Source organism: Archangium sp., assembly GCF_057119385.1.
The window spans coordinates 21,489-42,070 of the sequence record NZ_DBNGVP010000172.1; the positions used below are offsets into that span (position 1 = coordinate 21,489).

Genomic DNA, 20,582 nt, shown 5'->3' on the forward strand with positions numbered 1-20,582 from the left:
CAGCCCCCCGAGAGGAGAACCCCATGCCTCCAGCCGCACGAATCACGGACATGCACGTGTGCCCCATGGTGAATCCAGGCCCGGTGCCGCACGTGGGAGGACCCACGACCTCGGGTGAGGGCACGGTGCTCATCGGCTACCAGCCGGCGGCCCGGGTGGGAGACTCGCTGCTGTGCACGGGCCCGGGCGTCTCGGACTCCATCTCCCAGGGCGAGTCCAGCGTCATCATCGGCGGCAAGCCCGCGGCCCGGCTGGGAGACCCCACCTCGCATGGAGGCGTCATCGTGGCCGGCTGCCCCACGGTGGTCATCGGCTCGTCCGCGCAGGGGCAGACCATCACCCTCGCCGCGCGCGAGGGCACGCCCTTCTGCGAGGAGTGCGAGAAGCGCAAGCGGGAGCAGCAACAGCAGTCCCAGGCGCGGGAAGGCTGAGGGACGGATGAAGCGCCACGCCATCCTCCAGGTGCGCTGGGGACCCCTGGCCCACCAGAAGACGCTCATCGAGCCCGGCCAGGTGCTCAAGGTGGGGCGCGCCCCGTCCTCGGGGCTGGCGCTGGCGGTGCCGCACGATTCGGAACTGGCCGAGGAGCAGTTCGAGCTGTCCTGGAGCGGCAAGCGCGGCTGGCTGCACGGGCGGCCGGGCGTCCCGGCGACGCTGCTGGAGGGCGAGCCCGTGGAGCAGGGCGAAATCTTCAACGGCACCTGGCTGCGCGCGGGGCAGACGGACTTCTCGGTGTACTTCGAGAAGACCACCCCGCCGCGCGAGCCGGAGCAGCCGGATCCTCCCGTGCTGGTGGCCCACAAGGCGCGCGCCCTGGAGGTGCTGCGCGCCCAGAAGGCCCCGCTGTACGCCATCGTCGACGCGGCCCGCGGCGAGCGCGTCCTCGAGCTGCTGCACGAGTCGGTGGAGGACTGCTACTCGCTGTACGAGGGCCCGCAGGGCGTGGCGCTGGCGGAGGTGGCCCCGTACCTGGTGAGCCTGCCCCGGAAGGACTCGTGGCTGCTGGAGGCGCTGGTGCAGGAGGGCTGGGGCGCCCACTGGGGGGTGTTCCTCACCAGCGCCGCGCCCGTGCTCCAGGTGCGGCGGCACTTCCGCAAGTTCCTCATGGTGGAGGCGGAGGGCGTCGAGGGCCGGCTGTACTTCCGCTACTACGACCCTCGTGTCCTCGGTGCCTTCCTCCCCTCGTGCCCTCCCGAGTCGAGGAAGGACTTCTTCGGGGACATCGAGGGCTTCATCTTCAGCGGCTCGAATGGTGAGGTCACCGTCGAGCTGCCTTCCCTGGACGGAAAGCGTCCGCCGGGCCGGAACGGGACAATGGGTTGAACCTATGGTTGCTCGCGCACACGTACACGAGGTGGGAGGAGCTCCGGTCTTCCTGTTCGACATCGGCGACTTCGCCGAGCCGATGCGGGTGCTCCGCTTCTCGGGCTCCGAAGGGCTGTCCAGCCTGTTCGAGTTCCAGGTGGAGCTGGCCAGTGAGAACCCGGACATCGACTCCGCGCAGGTGGTGGGCAAGACGGCGCTGCTCGGCATCCGCGGCGAGTCCGGCTTCCGCCACCTGAGCGGCATCATCAGCCGCTTCGAGCAGGTGAACGAGCTGCCGCACTACGCCCTCTACCGGGCCACGGTGGTGCCCGTGGTGTGGCGGCTGCTGCACCGGCACGACTGCCGCATCTTCCAGAAGCTCGACACGCCCGCCATCCTCAAGAAGGTCTTCGAGGCGGCCGGCGTGCCCTCGGACCGGGTGCGCTTCTCGCTGGTGAATTCCTACGAGCCCCGCGACTACTGCGTGCAGTACCGCGAGTCGGACTGGGCCTTCGCCAGCCGCCTCATGGAAGAGGACGGCATCTTCTATTTCTTCGAGCACCACGAGGACAAACACATCCTGGTGCTCGGAGACACGGATGCGGCGCTCAAGCCCATCGACGGGGGGGACACGCTGCCCTTCCGGCGCGCCTCGGGGGGCGTGGTGATGGAGGACCACGTGGCGCGCTTCCGCCGCGTGCAGGAGGTGCGGCCGGGCAAGACGAGCCTGCGCGACTTCAACTTCAAGAAGCCCGGACTGCCCATGGGGGCCGAGCAGGCCGCCGAGGTGGATGCGGACCTCGAGGTGTATGACTCTCCGGGCGAGTACCAGGATCCGGGCCGGGGCTCCTCGGCCAAGGGCGCCTCGCTGGCGAAGCTGCGGCTGGAGGCGTGGCAGGCCTCGCGGGTGCTGCTGCAGGGTGAGAGTGATTGCGAGCGCCTGGGCCCGGGACGGTTCTTCTCCCTGCAGGAGCACTCGCGCGGGGACTACAACGGCCGCTACCTGCTCACCCACGTGAGCCACGAGGGCGAGCAGCCCCAGGTGATGGACGAGGAAGCCCCGCTGGAGGACTTCCGCTACACCAACACCTTCACCTGCATCCCGGAGAAGACGCCCTACCGGCCTCCGCGCGTGACGCCCCGGCCCTCCGTGCAGGGAGGCCAGACGGCGGTGGTGGTGGGCCCCTCGGGCGAGGAAATCCACGTGGACGAGTGGGGCCGCGTGAAGGTCCAGTTCCACTGGGACCGGCAGGGCAAGCTGGACGAGAACAGCTCCTGCTGGGTGCGCGTGAGCCAGCAGTGGGGCGGCGAGCTGTGGGGACGGATGTTCATCCCGCGCATCGGCCAGGAGGTCATCGTCGACTTCATCGAGGGGGACCCGGACCGGCCCATCATCACCGGCCGCGTGTACAACGGCGCCAACCTCGTCCCCTACGAGCTGCCCGCGGAGAAGACGAAGAGCACCCTCAAGTCCAACTCGTCACTCGACGGGGACGGCTACAACGAGGTGCGCTTCGAGGACGAGAAGCACAAGGAGCAGTTCTTCATGCACGCCGAGCGGAACATGGACGTGCACGTGAAGAACGACTCGTTCGAGGACATCCTGCACGACCGGCACCAGACGATCGGCAGCCAGGGGAAGAACGGCAAGGTCGGCGACCAGAACGAGCTGGTGATGCGGGACAAGAGCCTCATGGTGCACCGCCACAGCCAGGAGCACGTGGGCGGGAACCTGAAGCGGCACGTGGGCGGCATCGACGGCGCGGGGGACGTGGACATCGTCATCCAGTCCAACCGCAAGGAGCTGGTGCACAAGAACAGCCACCTCCACGTCAAACAGAACCTCAACGAGCGGGTGGAGGCCACGCAGTCGCTGCAGGTGGGCAAGGACCATCACACCGTGGTCAACGCGCTGACGGCGGTGGACGCGGGCAAGGAGATCCACCTCAAGTCCAACAAGATCGTCGTCGAGGCGGCGACCGGCATCACCATCCAGGGGCCGGGCGGCTTCATCACCATCGACGCGAGCGGCATCGCCATCAAGGGCAACGTGGTGCTCATCAACAGCGGAGGCGCGGCGCTGTCCGGCAGCGGCGCGGCGCCCACCGCCCCCACGGACGCGGTGGAGGCCAAGCCCACCCAACCGGCCCTGGCGGACGATGGAAAGGTGCGGCCGCCGAGCGGCCTCGCGGTGGCCCAGGGCGCCTCGGAGCTCGAGCCCGTCAAGCCGATGAACCTGGCGGCCACCATGCTGCCCATGGCGCTGTTGCAGGCCCGCGCGCCCACCGTCACCTGCGTGCAGCTCTCCCAGCAGATCGACGAGATGGACCAGGCCCAGGTCCGCGCCGCGCTCGCCGCGGACGTGTACAACCAGAGCGGCACCCCCGGCCCCCTCCCCGAGGGCTTCACCCGCGCCAACGACGAGCAGCTCCGCAACATCTTCCAGGGCCAGCTCTCCGACGAGCAGATCAAGAACCTCACCGCGCCCGAGGGCTCCAGCTACCGCGCCGCCATCTACCAGGACGACAAGGGCAAGGCGTACCTGGCGTTCCGCGGCACGGAGAACAAGGAGGGCTTCAAGGACTGGAAGGAGAACCTCCTGCAGGGCGCCGGCATGGAGAGCCAGCACTACGAGAAGGCCAAGAAGCTGGCCGAGGTCCTGGACGTCGCCACGGACGGCAACATGGAGATCATCGGCCACTCGAAGGGAGGAGGCATGGCGGCCGCGGCGGGCCTCATGACGGGCGCCAAGACGACGACCTTCAACCCCGCGGGCGTCCATCCCAACACGGTGGGCGGCATGAACATGGCCAACGCCAGTGCCAACATCAACGCCTACGTGGTGGAGGGCGAGGTCCTCAACTGGGTCCAGGACAACCGGGCGGTGGTGCAGGGAGGCGCCGTCATCGCGGGCACGAAGCTGGGAGGCCCGCTGGGCGGAATGGTGGCGGCGATGCTCGTCAACGGCACCCTGCCCCAGGCCACCGGCCGGCGCGTGAACCTCCCGCCGCCCAAGGACTTCAAGCACGCCTGGTACGACCCGGTGCTGTACCGGGTGGACCTGCATGGCATGGACAATGTGAAGAAGAGCCTCGAGGAGCACCAGGAGAACCTCGAGAACCAGTACGTCGCCAACGGCTGCGAGGCTCAGCTTGGTAAGCGATAGCGGGGTGTCCCATGATGCGCCGTTGGCCATGGCTGGCGTGGGCCGCCATGCTCTCGTTGTTGGGCGGCTGTTCGAGGCAAGGAGGAGCGACAGTGTCCGGGCCGGATAGTTATTTCGAGAAACCCACCGACCAGCGGATGGCACGGGCGGTCGCGGAGGGGGATGTCGAGACCCTTCGCCGGCTGCTCGAGCGCGGCGAGGTGGATCCGCTCACCGTGGGCCGCGATGCCACCAGTTGGCTGAGCATCGCCGTCGCCGCGCGCCAGAAGGGCTCGCTCGACACGCTGCTCGAGCATGGCGCCCTGGGAGACCCCAAGGGGAAGATCGCCGGCCAGGCGCTGTACGCCGCCACGCTGCTCGATGACCTGTACTGGCTCGAGCGCCTCCACGCCGCCGGCGCGGACCTCAACAACTTCGGCGGGGGAGATCTGCTGCTCGAGGTGGCGGTGGACACCCGGAACCGGGCGACGCTGGACTTCTACCTGGAGCACGGCGCCGACCTGAACATGCGCACGAACACCGGCGGCTCCGTGGCGCTGTCCACCGCCCAGGCCAGGCGGTTCGACCTGGTGAACGAGCTCCTCGACCGGGGCGCCTCTCCCTGGGTGATGGACTCGCTCGGGTCCACCCTGGGCTCCGCGGCGGAGCGGGCGGGGCGGGTCCCCGCGTGGGATCACCGCAGCCCGATGAACGCGGAGCGGTTGCTGCTGCTGGAGCGGCTCCACGCCATCGGCTTCCCCAACCCCGCGCCCACGGCCACCGAGGGCCGCGCCCTCCGCGAAGCCGGGAAGTGGCCGCCGCCCAACGTGCCCGCCACCGCGCCGCGGCCCGCGGCGCCCTGAGGGCCGCTCCGCCCCACCGTCCACATCCTCGAAAACAAGGATGGCACTGAATGCTTCGCATCACGAAGGCTCAACTCGATGGAATGATTCTCCATGACGAGCGTGGCTTCATTGACTTCGTTGCCAGGCATATCCAGGAGGAGAGTCCGGAGTTGGTGCTGGGGCTGCCGTTCGACTCACTGAGAGACATGGTCGCGGCCGGGCTCGACCGGGCCCGTGGGCATGGGCTGCGTACCCCAGAGAACCTGACGGCCTTCGTGTCCATCATGTTCGAGATAGCCCCCAACTTCGATGAGCATCCCGCCATTGCCAGGGTGCTGGGGGATTCGTCCATCCCCATTGACGAGCGCATGGATGCGCTGTTCACGAAGCTTCCTCCCTCCGCATGGGAGCAGGCCGAGCGCTCTTATGACCCAGCAGCATGGTACTCCGAATCAAGGAACCTCCACCTGTCTTGAGCAAGAAAGGAGCACCTCCTCATGGGAGCAGAGCTGGAGTCCCTCAATGCAAACTCCCTGGAACTTCGCAGAGCAGAAGGCCTTCTGGAGAAGCTGACCAAGAACCTCGATTGGGAGATGGCGCAAGCAGCCCTTGATGCGGTTGGAACGATAGATCCCACACCGATCTCCGACCTCACCAGCGCCGGGATCAGTTTGTATCGAGGACAGTTCCTGGACGCGGGCCTCTCCGTGGTCTCCGCGTTCCCCTACCTCGGCGACGTGCTGGGTAAAGCCGCGAAAGCAGCCCGCATCACCCAGAGGATGGTCGATCTCAAGCGCAGGATCGACGTGACGGTCACGTCCATCAACAAACTGCGCCGGAACAACCGCACCCTGGCCGCAGCCGCCGAGCGGGCCCGCATCAAGAAGGAAGCCGCCGAGCGAGCCGCCAAGAAGAAAAAATGCAAGAACTGTCCGGACGACGAAGAAGTATCACCTACCTATGGCACGACTCTGCCCAAGACGGGTGGCCGTTGGTCCGACCCCAACAACCCTGGCAACTCGGACTGGATACCGGACCCCAACACCGAGAAGGGCAAGAAGATACTGGAGGTCACAGGCGGAAAACCCATTACTTTCAAGGATGGATACCCAGACTTCTCCCCCTACGCCAAGAAGAGCGTCGAAATCGACATGATCGGTGACCACTCGCAGGACTTCAAGAACGCGAACAAGGCCGCGGGCATTGAAGGGAGCAACCCTCCCAAGGGCTTTACCTGGCACCACAAGGAGGATGGAGTCACCATGGAGCTCGTCCCACAAGACCTCCACAACAAGGTGCCGCATACAGGAGGGGCAGCCATCGTTGATGGCAGCCGCTATGGCCCCTCACAATTCTGACAAGCCCTTCGAGCGAGCAGAGACATGAGCCCCATCATCACAGAATCCGAGCCGCCCGTTTCGAAAGCCCGCATTCAAGAAGTCGAGCGGTTCATCGGGAGCGAGCTGCCCGAGCCCTATAAGCGATTCCTCCTGAAACACAACGGGGGGACGCCAAAACCTTGCGAGTTCCTCTTCCGCAGCAAGGACAAGCCTCCCAGGCCGGCCCTTCTTTCATGGTTCCTCGCCATTCATGACGGGCCGTACGAGAACTTCCTGGAGCACTTCAAGGACTTCAAGGGGCGGATTCCAGACGACACGGTTGCCATTGCCCGGGATCCCGGCGGAGATCTCATCCTGATCGGGCTCCGAGACCCATTGCGCGGCAAGATCTTCTTCTGGACCAAGAAGCTCGAGTCCCTGGACGGCTCGCCCACACCGCCCGAACTGCTCCACGAGGTGGCGGATGACTTCGACTCATTCCTGAACTCCCTGTTCGACACATGAGCAAGGCCTATTTCGAAAGGGTCTCCCCCACCTTCATCGAGAATTGGGCGCCCGCGCTTCACGCTTTCTCCATCCCTCAGGTCGATGTGCCCTTGTCCCGGCTGGAAGCCCAGGCGCTCGAGGCCCGGACGTGGCACCGGAAGAGTACGGACCAGTCCGAGTACCTTCCGATCGATTCATTGATGTGGCGACTGGATGTTGCCCTCCGTCAATTTCCGGAGGGAGCCTTCGTCCGGCTCGGTTCTCGAAGCAGCAAGGACTCCGCGTATGCCGTCCAACATGGCCTCCGCGTCAGGAGCGGCGAAGCCGCGATACGACTGCTCACCGAAGGCTCCGAGCGAACAGCCTTCGATCTACGGCTGGCACTCCAGCTCCATTACGCTCCGCACATCTTCGTCCGCGAGTGGATGGACATTCCCCGCTGGGCGGAGTTCCGCTGCTTCATGAAGGATCGGAGGCTCGTCGGCATCTCCCAGTACGATTGCCTGAACGTTGGCATCCGTCCTGAAATCACACGGCATGCGGAGACCCTCCACAACGCGATACGCGAGTTCTCCCAACGCTTCGCGGCGGCTTCCCATCTCGACAATGTGGTGTTCGACGTTTTCGTCGAGGGAATGGACACCCCCGGCCCGCTCGACGTCCGCCTGCTCGAGCTGAATCCGTTCTTCCCCAAGACCGACCCATGTCTCTTCGACTGGTCGGTGCCCGCTGACTTCGATGGCTCTTTTCGCTTCCTCGGCGCTTCTACACTGAAGGGGAGGGACAACCTCGGCCGTGGAAGAGATGGGTGAGGCCTCTCCAGGCCTACTTCCCCTCTTCCGGCAGCAGCTTGCGCAGCTCGTCCGCCATGGTGCCCAGCTTCAGCGCCGTGGCCGCCACGTCCGTCCCCATCCGCGCATACGTGTCCACCAGCTCCAGCAGCGTCGCGCACCCCTGGGAGATGTGCGTCGTCTGCTCCGCCTGGCGCTCCGCCTCGCCCGCGCTCTTCTCCATCAGCTTCTGGTTCTGCAGGACGATTTCGCGAATGGAGCGCAGCGTCGTCCGCGCGGATTCCAGCACGGGCGTGAAGCGCTCCGTCGTCTCGCGGATGTGGCCCACCGCGTGCAGCGTCTCGGACATCTGCTTCGTCACCCCGCCCACCACCTCGCCAATCCGCGCCGAGCTCCGCCCCGACTCCTCGGCCAGCTTGCCCACTTCCTTCGCCACCACCGCGAAGCCCCGCCCGTGCTCACCCGCCCGCGCCGCTTCAATCCCCGCGTTGAGCGCCAGCATGTTCGTCGCCGCCGCCATCTCCTGGATGGTCTCCACGAAGCCGTGGATGCGCTCGGAGCTCTCCTCCAGCTTCTGCACGCTCAGCGCGCTGCGGCCCACCGCCTGGGCAATGGCCGTCAGGCTCGTCTCCATGCCGCTCACCAGCGAGTCCACCTCACCCGTGTAGCGCTGGGCCTCCTCGGCCTGCGTGGCGCTCGCCCGCGAGTGGCGGAAGAGCGCTCCCGCCGCGCTCGCCATCTGCTCGCTCGCCGTGGCGATGCGCAGCGCCGAGGTGCGCACGTGCACCGCCTGCTGGGACATCTCGGCGATCGTCGTGGAGAGCACCTGCGCCGAGCCCGCCAGCGTGCGCCCCGTCTCCACCACCTTGCCGCGCGACGTCTCCAGCTCCCGCAGCGCCCGCTGCATGTTGCGCCGCAGGTAGAACTGCTTGCGGTGCCCCGCGTGCAGCGCCTCCAGCAGCAGGCCCACCGCCAGCGAGCTGAGCACCAGGATGAGGTCCAACACCAGCTTGCCCGCCAGCGGCGCTTCCGACAGCACCAGGTCGAAGCCCACGTGCGCCGTGCCCAGCAGCGCGTAGAAGCTCATGCGCGCCCACCGGCCCACCGGCAGCATGGAGGGCCCCGTGAGCACGTTGAGGAACACCATGGCCACGTGGTAGCCCGAGCCCGCCATGCCCAGCGGGTAGAAGGCCCAGTCGTTGCCCACCGAGTACAGCAGGGTGATCCAGAACATGGCCGCCGGCAGGTCGCGCGGGCTCAGCAGCCGGCGCACCGTCAGCAGCAGCATCGGCGCCAGCAACCAGCTCAACCGTGCCAGCGCCAGCCGGCCCACGTCCGGGCTCGAGCCCAGGGCCCACAGGGCGTACAGCACGTCCAGCACGAACAGCACCGGGGTGGCCACCAGCGCCGTGAGCGTGAGCTTCCCGAGCCGCAACGGCCCTCGTGACAGCAGGAACTCGCGGTAGCTCTCCTGGGTTTCGGGAGACGGGGGGTTGTTGTCCATGTGCTCGGCCACGGTCCCGAGGAACCGCCTCGAGCCCGTCCGCGCACGCTATCAGACGATGGCCGCACCCCGGCGGGGGCATTCGCTCGCCCGCCTGCTCCACCTGGACCGGCAGTCACCTCTCCCTACACCACGGGCAACTCCCGCTGCACCGGCCCCGGGGGGAAGGCCTCCTCCAGCCGGGCGATGTCGTGGGCCGTGAGCCGCAGCCGCCCCGCCGCCGCGTTGTCGCGCGTGTGCGCCTCGTGGCTCGCCTTGGGGATGCAGAAGAGCGAGCGCCGCCTCATCAGGAACCCCAGCGCCACCTGCCGCGGCGTGGCCCCATGGGCGCGGGCCACCTCCGCCAGCACGCGCCCGTCCGGGCTGTCCGGCTCGGGGAAGTCCCCGCTGCCGAACGGGCTGTAGCCCACCACCGCCACCCCGTGCCGCTCGCACCACGGCAGCACCCGGTGTTCAATCTGCCGCTCCCGCAGGTGGTAGAGCACCTGGTTGCACGCCATCCGGCCCGGCCCGGCGATGGCCAGCGCCTCCTCCAGGTCATCCACGTCGAAGTTGCTCACCCCCCAGGCGCGAATCTTCCCGTCCGTGCGCAGCCGCTCGAAGGCGCGCAGCGTCTCCTCCAGCGGGTGCGGCCCCGGCCAGTGCAAGAGGTAGCAGTCCAGCCGGTCCGTCCTCAGCCGCTTCAGGCTGCGCTCACAGGCCTGAATCGTCCCCGCGTAGGTGGCGTTGTTGGGCATCACCTTGGACACGAGGAACACCTCGTCGCGCCGCCCGGCCAGCGCCTCGCCCACCAGCGACTCCACGTCGCCGTAGCCGTACAGCTCCGCCGTGTCCACGTGCGTCATCCCCAGGTCCAACCCCACCTGGAGCGCCCGGAGCGCCTCGGCCCGGCCGTCTTCCTCCATCTGCCAGGTGCCCTGGCCCAGCACCGGCACTTCCACTCCCGTGGGCCCGAAGACGCGCTTGTCCATGTGACTCCCCCGTGGGAGCCAGGGTCTCCACTCCTCCCCGCTCCCGGTATGCCGGCCCCGCTCCCGGCGTCTCCTGCCCCACACTCGCCTCCCCACGAGTGCCAACGCCCGACACGCGCCCCCGCGTCCCGCTCCGCGCGAGCCCCCCGCGCCCGCCGGACACGCGCGTCGCCAACTGGTCCGACTGTCGGACCCGTTGCCCGGCGCCGGCTCCGGAGGGCGCGCGGCCTCCCGTCCGAGATGTCAGCCGGACCGCCTACGTTTCCGGATGCACGGGGATTTCCAGGTTCACCGGGAGGCCCTGGTGCCGTACCAGGAGACACCGCACATGAAGAAGCAGAGCGCGTTGCACCTCGCGGGCGCCGTCATCGCCCCGCTGCTGGCGTTCCAGTTCCAGGCCCACGCCGGGCCCGCCGCCCCGCCCCCGTCCGCCCTCACCGCGCCGGCCCAGGGCGCCACCGAGGCGGTGGACCTCCTCGAGCGGCTGCGCGCGCTGCCGGGCGTCGTGTCCGTGGTGGAGGGCCGCACGCGCATCCCGGGCACGCGCTTCTTCACCCTGCGGTTCGACCAGCCGGTGGACCACGCGCACCCCGAGGGGCAGCGCTTCCGCCAGCGCGTGACGCTGCTGCACCGCTCCGAGTCCCGGCCGGTGGTGCTCTACAGCAGCGGCTACAACATCCCCAGCGTGGCCTTCCAGACGGAGCCCACGTACCTCTTCCAGGCCAACCAGCTCACCGTGGAGCACCGCTACTTCTGGCCCTCGGTGCCCGAGCGGCTCGAGTGGGAGCACCTCAACATCCGCCAGGCCGCCGCGGACCACCACCGCATCATCCAGTCCTTCAAGGGCCTGTACGGCTCGAGCTGGCTGACGTCGGGGGCCAGCAAGGGCGGCATGACGAGCGTGTACCACCGCTACTTCTACCCGGACGACGTGCAGGCCACGCTGCCGTACGTGGCGCCCAGCAGCAAGGGCCCGGCGGACGTGCGCTACATCGACTTCGTGGCCCACGCGGGCAATGACCCGGACTGCAACGAGCGGCTGCGCACCTTCCAGAAGACGGCCCTCCAGCGCCGCGACGAGCTGCTGCCCCTGGTGGACAGCACGTACGCGCCCCAGGGCATCACCTTCCATACGCTGGGCAGGGAGCGGGCCTTCGAGTTCGCCGTGGTGGAGTCGTCCTTCTACTTCTGGCAGTACGGCGACGCGTCGAACTGCGCCACCATCCCGGCCCCGGACGCGCCGGCCGGCGAGCTGTTCGACTTCCTCTCGTACCACGCGGACATCGGCTTCAACTTCGGGGATGACGCGCTCGACTTCTTCGCCCCGTACTACTACCAGGCCGCCACCGAGCTGGGCGCGCCCCGCTACGACGAGCGCCACCTGCACGGCCTGCTGCGCTTCCCTCGCGAGGACCGGCCCGCCCTCTACACGCCCGTGGGCGTGGAGAAGCGCTTCGACCACGCGCTCATGCCCCAGGTGGAGCGCTGGGTGCGCACCCAGGGCAGCCACCTCCTCTTCATGTACGGGGAGAACGATCCCTGGTCCACCAACGCCTTCGAGGTGCGCGAGCGCAACGACTCGCTGCGCTTCTTCGTGCCCGCGGGCAACCACTTGTCGCTCCTCTACATGCTGCCCGCGGCCGAGCAGAAGCGGGCGCTCGACGCACTGGAGCGGTGGATGGGGGTGCCCATCATCCGCTACCCGACGGCGGGGCTGAGGCCGGGCGAGGCGCTGCCCTTCTCGTACGACCTGCCCGAAGAGCGCGGCATGCGCTAGGAGCCCGTCGGCGAACAGGCCAGAGGTACGGTGCGCGTAGCGAGAGACATATGGCACCACCACCGCCTGAACGCACTGCGACGACAGCCCCGGTTCCGAGGTCTCCTCGGGGGGTTGTTTCTCACGCCTCCGAACGCCCACCGATCTCGGGGAAGCGCTCATAGGCTCGCTTGAGGGCCTCGAGGTGCTCGGGCTTGTCCAAGTCGAGCGGCGTCGCGGTGAGACTCACCACCCATCCCCCCGACGCCGTGCGCCTGGCGCGCGACAGCAGCTCCGCGTCGCGCGAGGGGTCCGGGAAGCCGATGGCCTCCGCAGCCGAGGCCGACCAGTAGTTGATCCACCCAAGGTACCTGGGAACCTTGGGCGAGCGGATGTTCCACGGGAGCTTGAGCATTGGCAGCCCCAGAGGCGGCCCGTCAGGATTCCCGGACTTCGGCCCTACTTGCGCTGCAATGACCTGCCTCACGGGCCCAGGCGCCACGGTTCCCCACCTGGCGCGCACGCCCTCCGCAACGTTCTCCAGCATGTCCACTGCCGCGGCGACAACGGGCGCGTCCTGGGGCAGCTGCGCATGAGCCATCAGCAGCGGCTCGCCCCCTGGACTCGAAATGGCGCTCTCAAAATAGCCGCTCATCGTAATCGGGTAGCTCTCGTCGCCATTGCACAACAACCCGAACTCGCCGGCCGCGGCCGTCTCCGCCAGCCACGCCGCGCGCGCAGGAAGCGCGATGGGCCGCCCCGCTTTCGACAGTCGCCACGCCATCCGCAAGCCGGGGAGTGCACGCTCGAGACCTTCAACGGCCGCGAGCGGACGCCCGTCGTCGCCCGTGAGCGCTGGAGCATAGACGTGCAGATGGAGGCTGGCTCGAGTCGTCATCATTTGCACCAGGTGAGGACGATATCAAAGGTGGCGTCCACATCCAGCAGCGCGGCCTTGTGGGCCTCGCTGATCACCCCGACCTTGAAGTCATACCCACAGGCCAGCGCGATGTCGCGGTACACCTTGAGTTCTTTCATCTCCTTATCGACCGTCATCTTCTTCAAGAAGTCGCTGTAATCGTCGAAGTACTCGACCTTGATCTCCCACAGCACCCGCACTCCCACCTGAAGCGCGTCGAAGTTCTTGCCATCGACCTGGGCATCCATCCCGGGCCAGCGGTTGGGCGGATACCCGTCGGCGCACGTGTTGTGCGCCTTGTTGCCGCCCTTATGCGGCACCGGGATGGCCTCGCACTTGCGCTCGCGCTCCCTGTCGGTGGGCTCGGGGGTCGGCCCTGGCGGCCCGTCCTCTCCCTCGGGCTTGGACTTGGGACGCCGCTTCTTCTTGAGCTCCGGCGGAGCGGGCTTCGTCTCTACCACCGGCGGTGCTTCCGGCATGGGCTGCGTCGGCGGCGGCCGCACCTGGGGACGGCCCCGCTTCTCGTACGCCTCCAGCGCCTCTGAAATGGCGAACCCCACCACCACCACGCCCACGACGACCACCGCGCCCACGGCCAGCTCGGGCGCCGCGAGGACACAGAGCCCGATGCCCAAGGCCCCGGCGCCCGCGGACGCGACCGAGCACCGCCCCGTGGTGTCCCTGAACCGCACCCGCTCGTGGTCGAGCGCGGGGTAGCACCGCTCCACCAGGTCGGCCCATGGCTGGCCCGCCTCCTCAACGACGCACCGGCCCCCGTCCGTCCAGGGCAGCTTCGCCGCGCGCCGGAGGTGGGTGACCACCAGGTCCTCGCGCAACGCCTCGGTCGTTACCCGGGCACGCCCCTCGCGCCGCCAGCTGCGCGCCGTCCCGGTGAGCGTACCGCCCATGGGGTAGCTCGTCGCGCACGCCAGCTGCAGCCAGAGCACCACCGCAAGCACCGCGCGAACAGCGCGCATTGCCTGGCCCGACGAGCGCCACCAGGACATGGGCTGCGTACCGCCGCCCTCCCCCACCGCGGGACTCGGGTGCTTATAAAACATGGCGCTGGCCTCCCCCTGGAGCATCAGCCCCGAAGGATAGGATGCGGGACGGCCAACCCTACAGGGGGGGCCCGCGAGGCCCATGGGTACCTCTCGCCGGAAGCAGCTCGGCGTCGACACGAGGAGCAAAAGCTGGCAGCTTGAACGAGCTGAAGCGACTCACCCGACATCTCCTTGACACTCTGCGAGGACGGTGAATCGTTATCGGCGCTTTGTGACGGCATCTCTCCCATTCCATGAGCGAGGAGCCATGGCAGATCTTCTGTATCCGCGCGATCACCTACAGGAGGCGCTGAAGCGGCGAGCCCCAAAATGGCTCGGCAACCCGCGGCTAGTGCAAGTCGTCGGCGAGCTTCTCGATCTCCTCTTCTTCGCGAGCCTCTCGACCGAAGAGGGTAGCGCCACCCGCGTGCAGGTTGTCGTATCGCCGGGAAAACCTCTCCAGGATGTCGAGGACAGCTCTGAGTACCTGGGCTCGGATGTACCTCGACAGCAAGCCTGGTCTGTGCTCCCGCTCAAACCGCAACGGCTCGACCTGGAAGCGCTCGTCAAGCTCTCAGTCGTGACCGAGCCTGGTCGAACCGCCGTTGTCCTGGAGCACGAGGAGTCATCCGGCTGGCAGGCCGTGGGAATTGCCAAGCTCAACACCAGCACAAATGGCGGGAACGTTCTCTTCCTGTCCACCACTGCCCCTGGAGCCCTCTCGCTCGTTTATGCCGGCACCGAGATCATGAGGTACGAGCGCGGGCAGCTTGCCAAACCGGCTCCCGACATCTTCATCTCCGATGGCGTGGTGCGCTCCACCATCCGACAGTCGCTAGGGGATCTGCTCAGCGGGGAGACGAATCGGATCCTCATGCCCAGCCGTATTGGCGAGCACGTTTTCGAAAGGCTCGTCAGAGGCATGCGAGCGACTGGCCGCGGAGGTCTCATTCTCGTCCAGCCGACTCCATCTCTCGACTCGCAGCAGGACATGCCGAAGCTCGTGCTCACCGAGCCCGACATCCTGGCGGACAAGAGCCGGAACCTCTTTGAAGCAATCGAACGCGGGCTTGGAGTCGCCTTCCGGGATGACGAGTTGGGGCGCAATGATGAGTGGGATGAGGCAATGAGCCTCCGCGAGTGGGCTCAGTCCGAGGTGGACTCACTGTCGGATGACATTGCGCGGCTTACCGCCATGGATGGCGCGCTCCTACTCGGGCCAAATCTTCGAGTTTTCGGCGCCGGATACAAGGTGAGCTCGTCCCACACCCTTCCACTCTATGAAGCATTTGACGCGACCGGACAGAGTGTTTCTCCTGTCGAATACCCCCTGGAGATTCACGGGACCAGGCACAGGGCTGCTGCGTCTTTCGTCGCTTCGACCGGCGGATTCGCCTTCGTCGCATCGGAGGATGGCCCAATCAAGTGCTTGATAAGGGAGCAAGGCCGGATCCTATTCTGGAGAGTTCGGTTTCCGGAGATCTAGGAGTCTGTCGGAACATTCCCACGACCCACTACATATCGAGTAGTGCGAATCGAACGCACCGCTACGGTTGGTATGGAGGACAGGTTTTGGAGCGATACTCCGACAAGCTCCTGGTGGCGTGTCCACGAAGTCCTTGGACATGGTCCATGGATGTCCCCTCTCCCCTTGGAGAGGGAGCATGCGCAACACAACCCGTCAGCGCCCCGGCCTGACGGTGTAGGCGCCCGTCCTCGCGTCCACGGACACCCGGGGCGGGCGCCGCGTCTCCTCGAAGAGGCGCCAGCCCGGCTCCAGGCCCCGCCAGAAGGCCACGAGCCGAGGCGTGGCCCTCGGGTGCTGCTCCAGCGCGGCCAGGCCCCGGGCGTCCAGCCGGCGCGGGAAGATGTGGATGGGCACGTCCCGCTTCATCTTCCCCCGCGCCGCCAGCACCATCAGGTACAGCTCCTCGATGGGGCCGTCCTGGATGGCGATGCAGCCGATGCTCATGCAGTTGCCGTGCACGTAGATGGCGCCCCCCAGTGGCCGCTCGCCCAGGCGCCGGTCCGCCTCGTTCGGGTAGCTCACCCTCATGGACAGGTGGAACTGGCTGCGCGGGTTGAATTGGTCCAGCGTGTAGAAGCCCTCGGGCACCTGCTCGTCGCCCTCGCGCCGCTTGGGCCCCACGTCCCCCGAGGCCGCGCAGAAGGGGAATGTCTTCACCTTGCGCAGCCGCTCGCCCCTCGCCCCCGCCCACACCTCCAGCTCCCGCTCCTGCTTGAAGGCCCGGACATAGAGCTCCTCCGGCGGCCACGAGACGCCCGCCTTCGTGAACAGCTTCGCCACCTCGGGCTCCCGCGCCCGGCGCACCGCCTCCACCTTCTTGTCCGCGGCCCCCGCAGGCAGCGCCGCCCACAGCCACAGCAGCAACAACGCTCTCGTCATGCCGGCCTGGACACCCCGGAGCAGACGGACGTTCCCCGGCAAGGACTTGCGTGTGTCACCCCGGCGTCACATCGCGTGGGTCTGCGTGGCGGGGGCGAGAAGAGCGCGTTAGCACTGCGCGCCTCTCCACCCCGGGAGTCTCCCCTTCATGCCTCTGAATCACTACGTCACCCTGGGCCGCTCCGGCCTGCGTGTCAGCCCCTTCTGCCTCGGCGCCATGACCTTCGGCGAGGACCTCGGCTGGGGCTCCAGCGTCGAGGACTCCCAGCGCATCATCGACCGCTTCCTCGCGCTGGGCGGCAACTTCATCGACACCGCCAACGTCTACACCCGCGGCCACTCGGAGAAGATCATCGGCGACCACCTCGGCCGCACGCCCTCGCGGCGCGAGCGCGTCGTCCTCGCCACCAAGTTCTTCGGCAACCTCTTCCCCCAGGACCCCAACGGCGGCGGCGCGGGCGCCAAGTCCCTCGTCTCCGCCACCCACGAGTCCCTGCGCCGCCTGCAGACGGACTACATCGACTTGCTGTGGATGCACGCGTGGGACCGCCACACGCCGATTGAAGAGACCATGCGCGCCCTGGATGACCTCGTGCGCGCCGGCAAGGTGCGCTACATCGGCTTCTCCGATACCCCCGCGTGGAAGACCGCCCAGGCCCAGCTCACCGCCCACTTCCGCGGCTGGACGCCCCTGGTGGCGCTGCAGATCGAGTACTCGCTGCTGGAGCGCACCGTGGAAGGCGAGCTCCTCCCCATGGCCCGGGAGCTGGGGCTGGGCGTGACGCCCTGGTCTCCCCTGAAGAGCGGCGTGCTCAGCGGCAAGTACACCCGGGAGAACGCCGGCAAGGTGAAGGCCGACCGCGGCGCGTGGGTGGAGTCCAACCTCGGCGAGCGCGCCTACTCCGTCATCGACGTGCTGCTGCGCGTGGCGAAGGAGTTGGACAGCACGCCGGCCCGCGTGGCGCTCGCCTGGGTGCAGAACCGCCCCGGGGTGTCCTCCACCATCATCGGCGCGCGCACCCTGGAGCAGCTGGAGAACAACCTGGGCGCGCTGGAGCTGAAGCTCACGCCGGAGCAGCTCGCCGCGCTCGACGAGGTCTCCAAGCCGGTGCTCAACTTCCCCGCCGGCTTCCTCCAGGGCGCCCCCACCTTCATGCACGGCGGGCTCACCGTGAATGGCGTCTCCGCCCCCGCGCTGCCCTGGGCGCCCAAGTCGGACGCCGAGCGGTACTGAGGGAAGACCCTCACCCTGACCCTCTCCCAGAGGGAGAGGGGACGACGTCACAGCCCGTGGGCCGCCTGCTTCACCAGGTGGCCCGTGAAGTTGTACTCGAGCAGGTGGCGCTTCAGGTTGCCGTCGCTGGCCGCGAACGTCTGCACGTAGTCCCCCTTCTCGAGGAAGAGCGTGACGCTGTACACGCCCGTGTCCCGGTCCACGTGGCCCTGGCCGCTCATCGCCCGCCCCTTGGACGTCCCGTTCTTCAGCACGTGGACGAACACATCGTTCGCCGTCGCTCCGTAGTGGTACGCGTCCTTCACGAACGACACGTTGAAGAAATACAGGCCCGTGCACGGCGCCACGAAGGTGCCACCGCCCTCGCCCCAGCCGCCTCCCTCCTGGGTGTGCGTCGTCGCGTAGCGCAGCAGCACCAGCCCCCCCTCCGAGACGTGGCCCGTCCCACTCGCACTGAAGGCGACGATGCCCGAGTCGGGACAGTGCGCCCCCGCCAGCAGCTCGGCCTCCCGGGCGGTGGTGGGGTCCACCGTCTTGTAGTCCGCGAAGAGCACCCGCGCCTTGCTCGCACCCGAGGCCGCGCCGGGCTCCTCCGCCCACGCCAGGTCCGGGCCGAGCAGCGACACCAGGCCGCACAGCAGCACCACCCGCGACGTCTTCATGAGAGCCTCCCTTCCCGGAGTTCCGGGGGTCCGGGGAGACTTGGCCCGGGAGCCGTGTCCCACAACCCGGCCCAGCGGTCAGGCAGGCGGCCGGTGAACGCTTCGCTCCCTCTCGGTGTCGGCGAGGCGACGCGAGCGGCCGCGGGGCCTCAGCGCCGGCCGCTGCCCGAGGTCGTGAACCAGGCCGACTCGGGCTCCACATCCGGGCTCGCGCCACTCGAGGAGCGGAAGGGAGAGCCGCTGAACAGGCCCTCGGACTCTTCTCCGGGCGGCGTGTCCGTGGACTCCATGGCCACCGACAGCAGCCCGGCCAGGATGCCCAGCAGACACACCCCCGCCACCGTCAGCTTCACCTTGCGGCGCCATGTCTGCACGGGCTCACGGTGGTAGCGCGGCATGCCCCGGCGCAGTCTCTCGCTCTGCAGGTCGATGACCCTTCCTGGCGCCTTGCTGGACATGCATGCATCCTAATCCACGTGGCCGGGACCACCCCCAGCGCGCTCGTGGAGCCAGCCGACATCCTAACGCATGCCGGGTCCTCCAGGTAACAGGCCCACCCTCTTCCGCGGATGGAACATGGGGCCACCCCGCGCATCCCACCTCCCGCCGTGACGAACCTGGACCTGTTTCCCCCCGAGCCACCCCCCGCTGGACCGCTGGAGCACCTGCTGAAGGTGTCCCGCATCTACCTGGAGCCCGACGTCGAGCGCTTCACCCGGGGCCGCGACATCCTCGCGCGCTTCCCCGGCGCCGAGCGGGTGCAGGTACGCTCGCACTGGAACATCCCCGGCCTCTTCGGCAACGAGGGCAACGCCGAGGCGTGGAATCGCATCAAGGGCAGCACCCTGGTGTTGGGCGTGAAGAAGTCCATGGGCTTCGAGGCCAATGGCCGCAGCGCCGACTTCCTCCCGCCCTCCACGGCCAACGGCTGCGTCATGAGCTGCGCCTACTGTTACGTGCCGCGTCATAAGGGCTACGCCAACCCCGTCACCGTCTTCGTCAACATCGAGCAGGTGCTCGCGGCCCTCCGCCGGCACGCGGGAAAGCTCGGGCCCAAGACGGAGCCCAATACGGTGGACCCGCGCTACTGGGTGTATGACATCGGCTGCAACAGCGACTGCTCGGCGGACGCGGCGCTCAGTGACAACGTGAGGGACCTGGTGCGGCTGTTCACCGTGCTGCCCAACGCCATGGGCTCCTTCGCCACCAAGCTGGTCAACCGCGAGCTGCTCACCTACGCGCCCCGGGGCAAGACGCGCATCCGCTTCAGCCTCATGCCGCACACCAAAGCGAAGCTGTTCGACGTGCGCACCAGCCCCATCTCCGAGCGCATCGCCGCCATCGACGACTTCGTGGCCGCCGGCTACGAGGTGCACCTCAACTTCTCGCCCGTGGTCGTCACCGAGGGCTGGCAGGCCGAGTACGACGCGCTCTTCCAGCAGCTCGACGACACGATGGGGGACAAGGCGAAGGAGCAGCTGGCCGCGGAGATCATCTTCCTCACGCACAACGAGCGGCTGCACGAGGTGAACCTGCGCTGGCACCCGAAGGCCGAGGAGCTGCTGTGGCGGCCGGAGCTGCAGGAGACCAAGGTGTCCCAGGGCGGGGGCGTCAACGTGCGCTACCGCACCGGGTACAAGGGGCGGCTCGTCGAGGAGTTCCAGCAACTGCTCGCCCGGCGCATGCCGTACTGCCGCGTGCGCTACGCGTTCTGACGCACGCCCCGCGGCCACGATTTCCCCTCTCCCCTCGGGAGAGGGACGGGGTGAGGGTATCGGGTGAACCCTTCGACCTTACCCCAAATTTTGGAGCCCCTCGGGAGCAATTCTAGAACTCGGCGAGAAGGTGCCCGACAGGGTGTCAGACGGCTCGTAAGGGGCGAGGTGTTGAACGAGTTCTTTGACACCTTCCCGGTGGGTGATGCGGTGGGCGATGCGGCCGTCCTCCGCTCGTGACAAACGCGCCAGCACCAGCGCGCTGCGCACCCCGTAGCGGCACAGCCGCTCCTGGCCCTGCCTGTCGTTGGCATGCAGATGCGTGGTGGCGTGCAGGGAGAAGCCCTCCAGCAAGGCACACCGGGGTTGCTTTCTGAGAGGGGGCCGCACGTCCAGCTCCGTCCAGCGCAGTCGCTGCTGCAGGGAATGCGCTTGGTACGCCCGCAGCGCGTCTTCGGG

The 20,582-nt window shown here is 67.9% G+C and carries 20 protein-coding genes; 12 read left to right on the plus strand and 8 right to left on the minus strand.

Translation table 11 applies throughout. From position 1 onward, the window contains the following. Nucleotides 1-23 precede the first annotated feature (23 nt). The 8 genes from AC16DP_RS40850 (at nt 24) to AC16DP_RS40885 (ending at nt 7,933) form a co-directional block, all read left to right on the plus strand. On the plus strand, nt 24-431 hold the full coding sequence (locus tag AC16DP_RS40850; RefSeq protein WP_329729221.1) for a PAAR domain-containing protein: 408 nt from the start codon (nt 24-26) through the stop codon (nt 429-431). Nucleotides 432-438: 7 nt separating this feature from the next. Continuing rightward, nucleotides 439-1,323: a DUF4123 domain-containing protein gene (locus AC16DP_RS40855; RefSeq protein WP_329729220.1), complete on the plus strand. Its 885-nt coding sequence runs from the start codon at nt 439-441 to the stop codon at nt 1,321-1,323. A 31-nt stretch (nt 1,324-1,354) separates the two neighbouring features. Next, a complete protein-coding gene (locus tag AC16DP_RS40860; protein ID WP_329729219.1) occupies nt 1,355-4,471 on the plus strand; it encodes a type VI secretion system Vgr family protein in 3,117 nt (1,038 codons plus the stop codon). A gap of 92 nt (nt 4,472-4,563) precedes the next feature. Next, nucleotides 4,564-5,313 carry an ankyrin repeat domain-containing protein gene (locus AC16DP_RS40865; RefSeq protein ID WP_329729218.1) on the plus strand — a complete coding sequence of 250 codons (750 nt, stop codon included), beginning with the start codon at nt 4,564-4,566 and terminating at the stop codon, nt 5,311-5,313. Nucleotides 5,314-5,363: 50 nt separating this feature from the next. Next, complete coding sequence (locus AC16DP_RS40870; protein WP_329729217.1) at nt 5,364-5,771, plus strand: hypothetical protein; 408 nt, start codon at nt 5,364-5,366, stop codon at nt 5,769-5,771. Nucleotides 5,772-5,792: 21 nt separating this feature from the next. Further along, nucleotides 5,793-6,653 (plus strand): HNH endonuclease, encoded by an 861-nt coding sequence (locus AC16DP_RS40875; protein WP_329729216.1) that lies wholly within the window; start codon nt 5,793-5,795, stop codon nt 6,651-6,653. A gap of 24 nt (nt 6,654-6,677) precedes the next feature. Continuing rightward, nucleotides 6,678-7,139, plus strand: coding sequence for an SMI1/KNR4 family protein (locus AC16DP_RS40880; protein ID WP_329729215.1), 462 nt, complete (start codon nt 6,678-6,680; stop codon nt 7,137-7,139). Next, entirely contained in the window at nt 7,136-7,933 is a 798-nt protein-coding gene (locus AC16DP_RS40885; RefSeq protein WP_329729214.1) for a cell division cycle protein 123 family protein, read from the plus strand. The genes AC16DP_RS40880 and AC16DP_RS40885 overlap by 4 nt, the downstream gene beginning before the upstream one ends. 13 nt (nt 7,934-7,946) lie before the next feature. Here AC16DP_RS40885 and AC16DP_RS40890 read toward each other — a convergent pair whose 3' ends face one another. Together AC16DP_RS40890 and AC16DP_RS40895 are read right to left on the minus strand one after the other, a co-directional pair. After that, complete coding sequence (locus tag AC16DP_RS40890) at nt 7,947-9,416, minus strand: methyl-accepting chemotaxis protein (RefSeq protein ID WP_329729213.1); 1,470 nt, start codon at nt 9,414-9,416, stop codon at nt 7,947-7,949. A 125-nt stretch (nt 9,417-9,541) separates the two neighbouring features. Next, a complete protein-coding gene (locus AC16DP_RS40895; protein WP_329729212.1) occupies nt 9,542-10,387 on the minus strand; it encodes an aldo/keto reductase in 846 nt (281 codons plus the stop codon). Nucleotides 10,388-10,715: 328 nt separating this feature from the next. On the opposite strand from AC16DP_RS40895, the gene AC16DP_RS40900 reads away from it, so the two are divergent. Then, on the plus strand, nt 10,716-12,164 hold the full coding sequence (locus AC16DP_RS40900) for a S28 family serine protease (RefSeq protein ID WP_329729211.1): 1,449 nt from the start codon (nt 10,716-10,718) through the stop codon (nt 12,162-12,164). 121 nt (nt 12,165-12,285) lie between these two features. Here AC16DP_RS40900 and AC16DP_RS40905 read toward each other — a convergent pair whose 3' ends face one another. Together AC16DP_RS40905 and AC16DP_RS40910 are read right to left on the minus strand one after the other, a co-directional pair. Beyond that, complete coding sequence (locus AC16DP_RS40905; protein WP_414640721.1) at nt 12,286-13,041, minus strand: DUF5953 family protein; 756 nt, start codon at nt 13,039-13,041, stop codon at nt 12,286-12,288. Continuing rightward, nucleotides 13,041-14,123, minus strand: coding sequence for a DUF6310 domain-containing protein (locus AC16DP_RS40910; RefSeq protein WP_329729209.1), 1,083 nt, complete (start codon nt 14,121-14,123; stop codon nt 13,041-13,043). The genes AC16DP_RS40905 and AC16DP_RS40910 overlap by 1 nt, the downstream gene beginning before the upstream one ends. A 250-nt stretch (nt 14,124-14,373) precedes the next feature. Between AC16DP_RS40910 and AC16DP_RS40915 the strand changes: the two genes are divergently transcribed. Next, complete coding sequence (locus AC16DP_RS40915) at nt 14,374-15,591, plus strand: putative sensor domain DACNV-containing protein (RefSeq protein WP_329729208.1); 1,218 nt, start codon at nt 14,374-14,376, stop codon at nt 15,589-15,591. A 195-nt stretch (nt 15,592-15,786) separates the two neighbouring features. On the opposite strand, the gene AC16DP_RS40920 is transcribed toward AC16DP_RS40915, so the two are convergent. Next, nucleotides 15,787-16,512, minus strand: a complete 726-nt coding sequence (locus tag AC16DP_RS40920) for a L,D-transpeptidase family protein (RefSeq protein WP_329729207.1) — start codon at nt 16,510-16,512, stop codon at nt 15,787-15,789. 148 nt (nt 16,513-16,660) lie between these two features. Between AC16DP_RS40920 and AC16DP_RS40925 the strand changes: the two genes are divergently transcribed. After that, nucleotides 16,661-17,746, plus strand: coding sequence for an aldo/keto reductase (locus AC16DP_RS40925; protein WP_329729206.1), 1,086 nt, complete (start codon nt 16,661-16,663; stop codon nt 17,744-17,746). A 47-nt stretch (nt 17,747-17,793) separates the two neighbouring features. On the opposite strand, the gene AC16DP_RS40930 is transcribed toward AC16DP_RS40925, so the two are convergent. Then, complete coding sequence (locus AC16DP_RS40930) at nt 17,794-18,408, minus strand: C1q-like domain-containing protein (RefSeq protein ID WP_329729205.1); 615 nt, start codon at nt 18,406-18,408, stop codon at nt 17,794-17,796. Between the two features lie 149 nt (nt 18,409-18,557). Further along, on the minus strand, nt 18,558-18,866 hold the full coding sequence (locus AC16DP_RS40935) for a hypothetical protein (RefSeq protein WP_329729204.1): 309 nt from the start codon (nt 18,864-18,866) through the stop codon (nt 18,558-18,560). A 111-nt stretch (nt 18,867-18,977) separates the two neighbouring features. Here AC16DP_RS40935 and AC16DP_RS40940 point away from each other — a divergent pair, with 111 nt between their 5' ends. Continuing rightward, nucleotides 18,978-20,123: a spore photoproduct lyase family protein gene (locus AC16DP_RS40940; RefSeq protein WP_329729203.1), complete on the plus strand. Its 1,146-nt coding sequence runs from the start codon at nt 18,978-18,980 to the stop codon at nt 20,121-20,123. Nucleotides 20,124-20,201: 78 nt separating this feature from the next. Here AC16DP_RS40940 and AC16DP_RS40945 read toward each other — a convergent pair whose 3' ends face one another. Beyond that, the gene (locus AC16DP_RS40945) at nt 20,202-20,513 is read right to left on the minus strand and encodes a hypothetical protein (RefSeq protein ID WP_483956976.1); all 312 of its coding nucleotides are present in this window, start codon (nt 20,511-20,513) and stop codon (nt 20,202-20,204) included. Between the last annotated feature and the right edge of the window lie 69 nt (nt 20,514-20,582).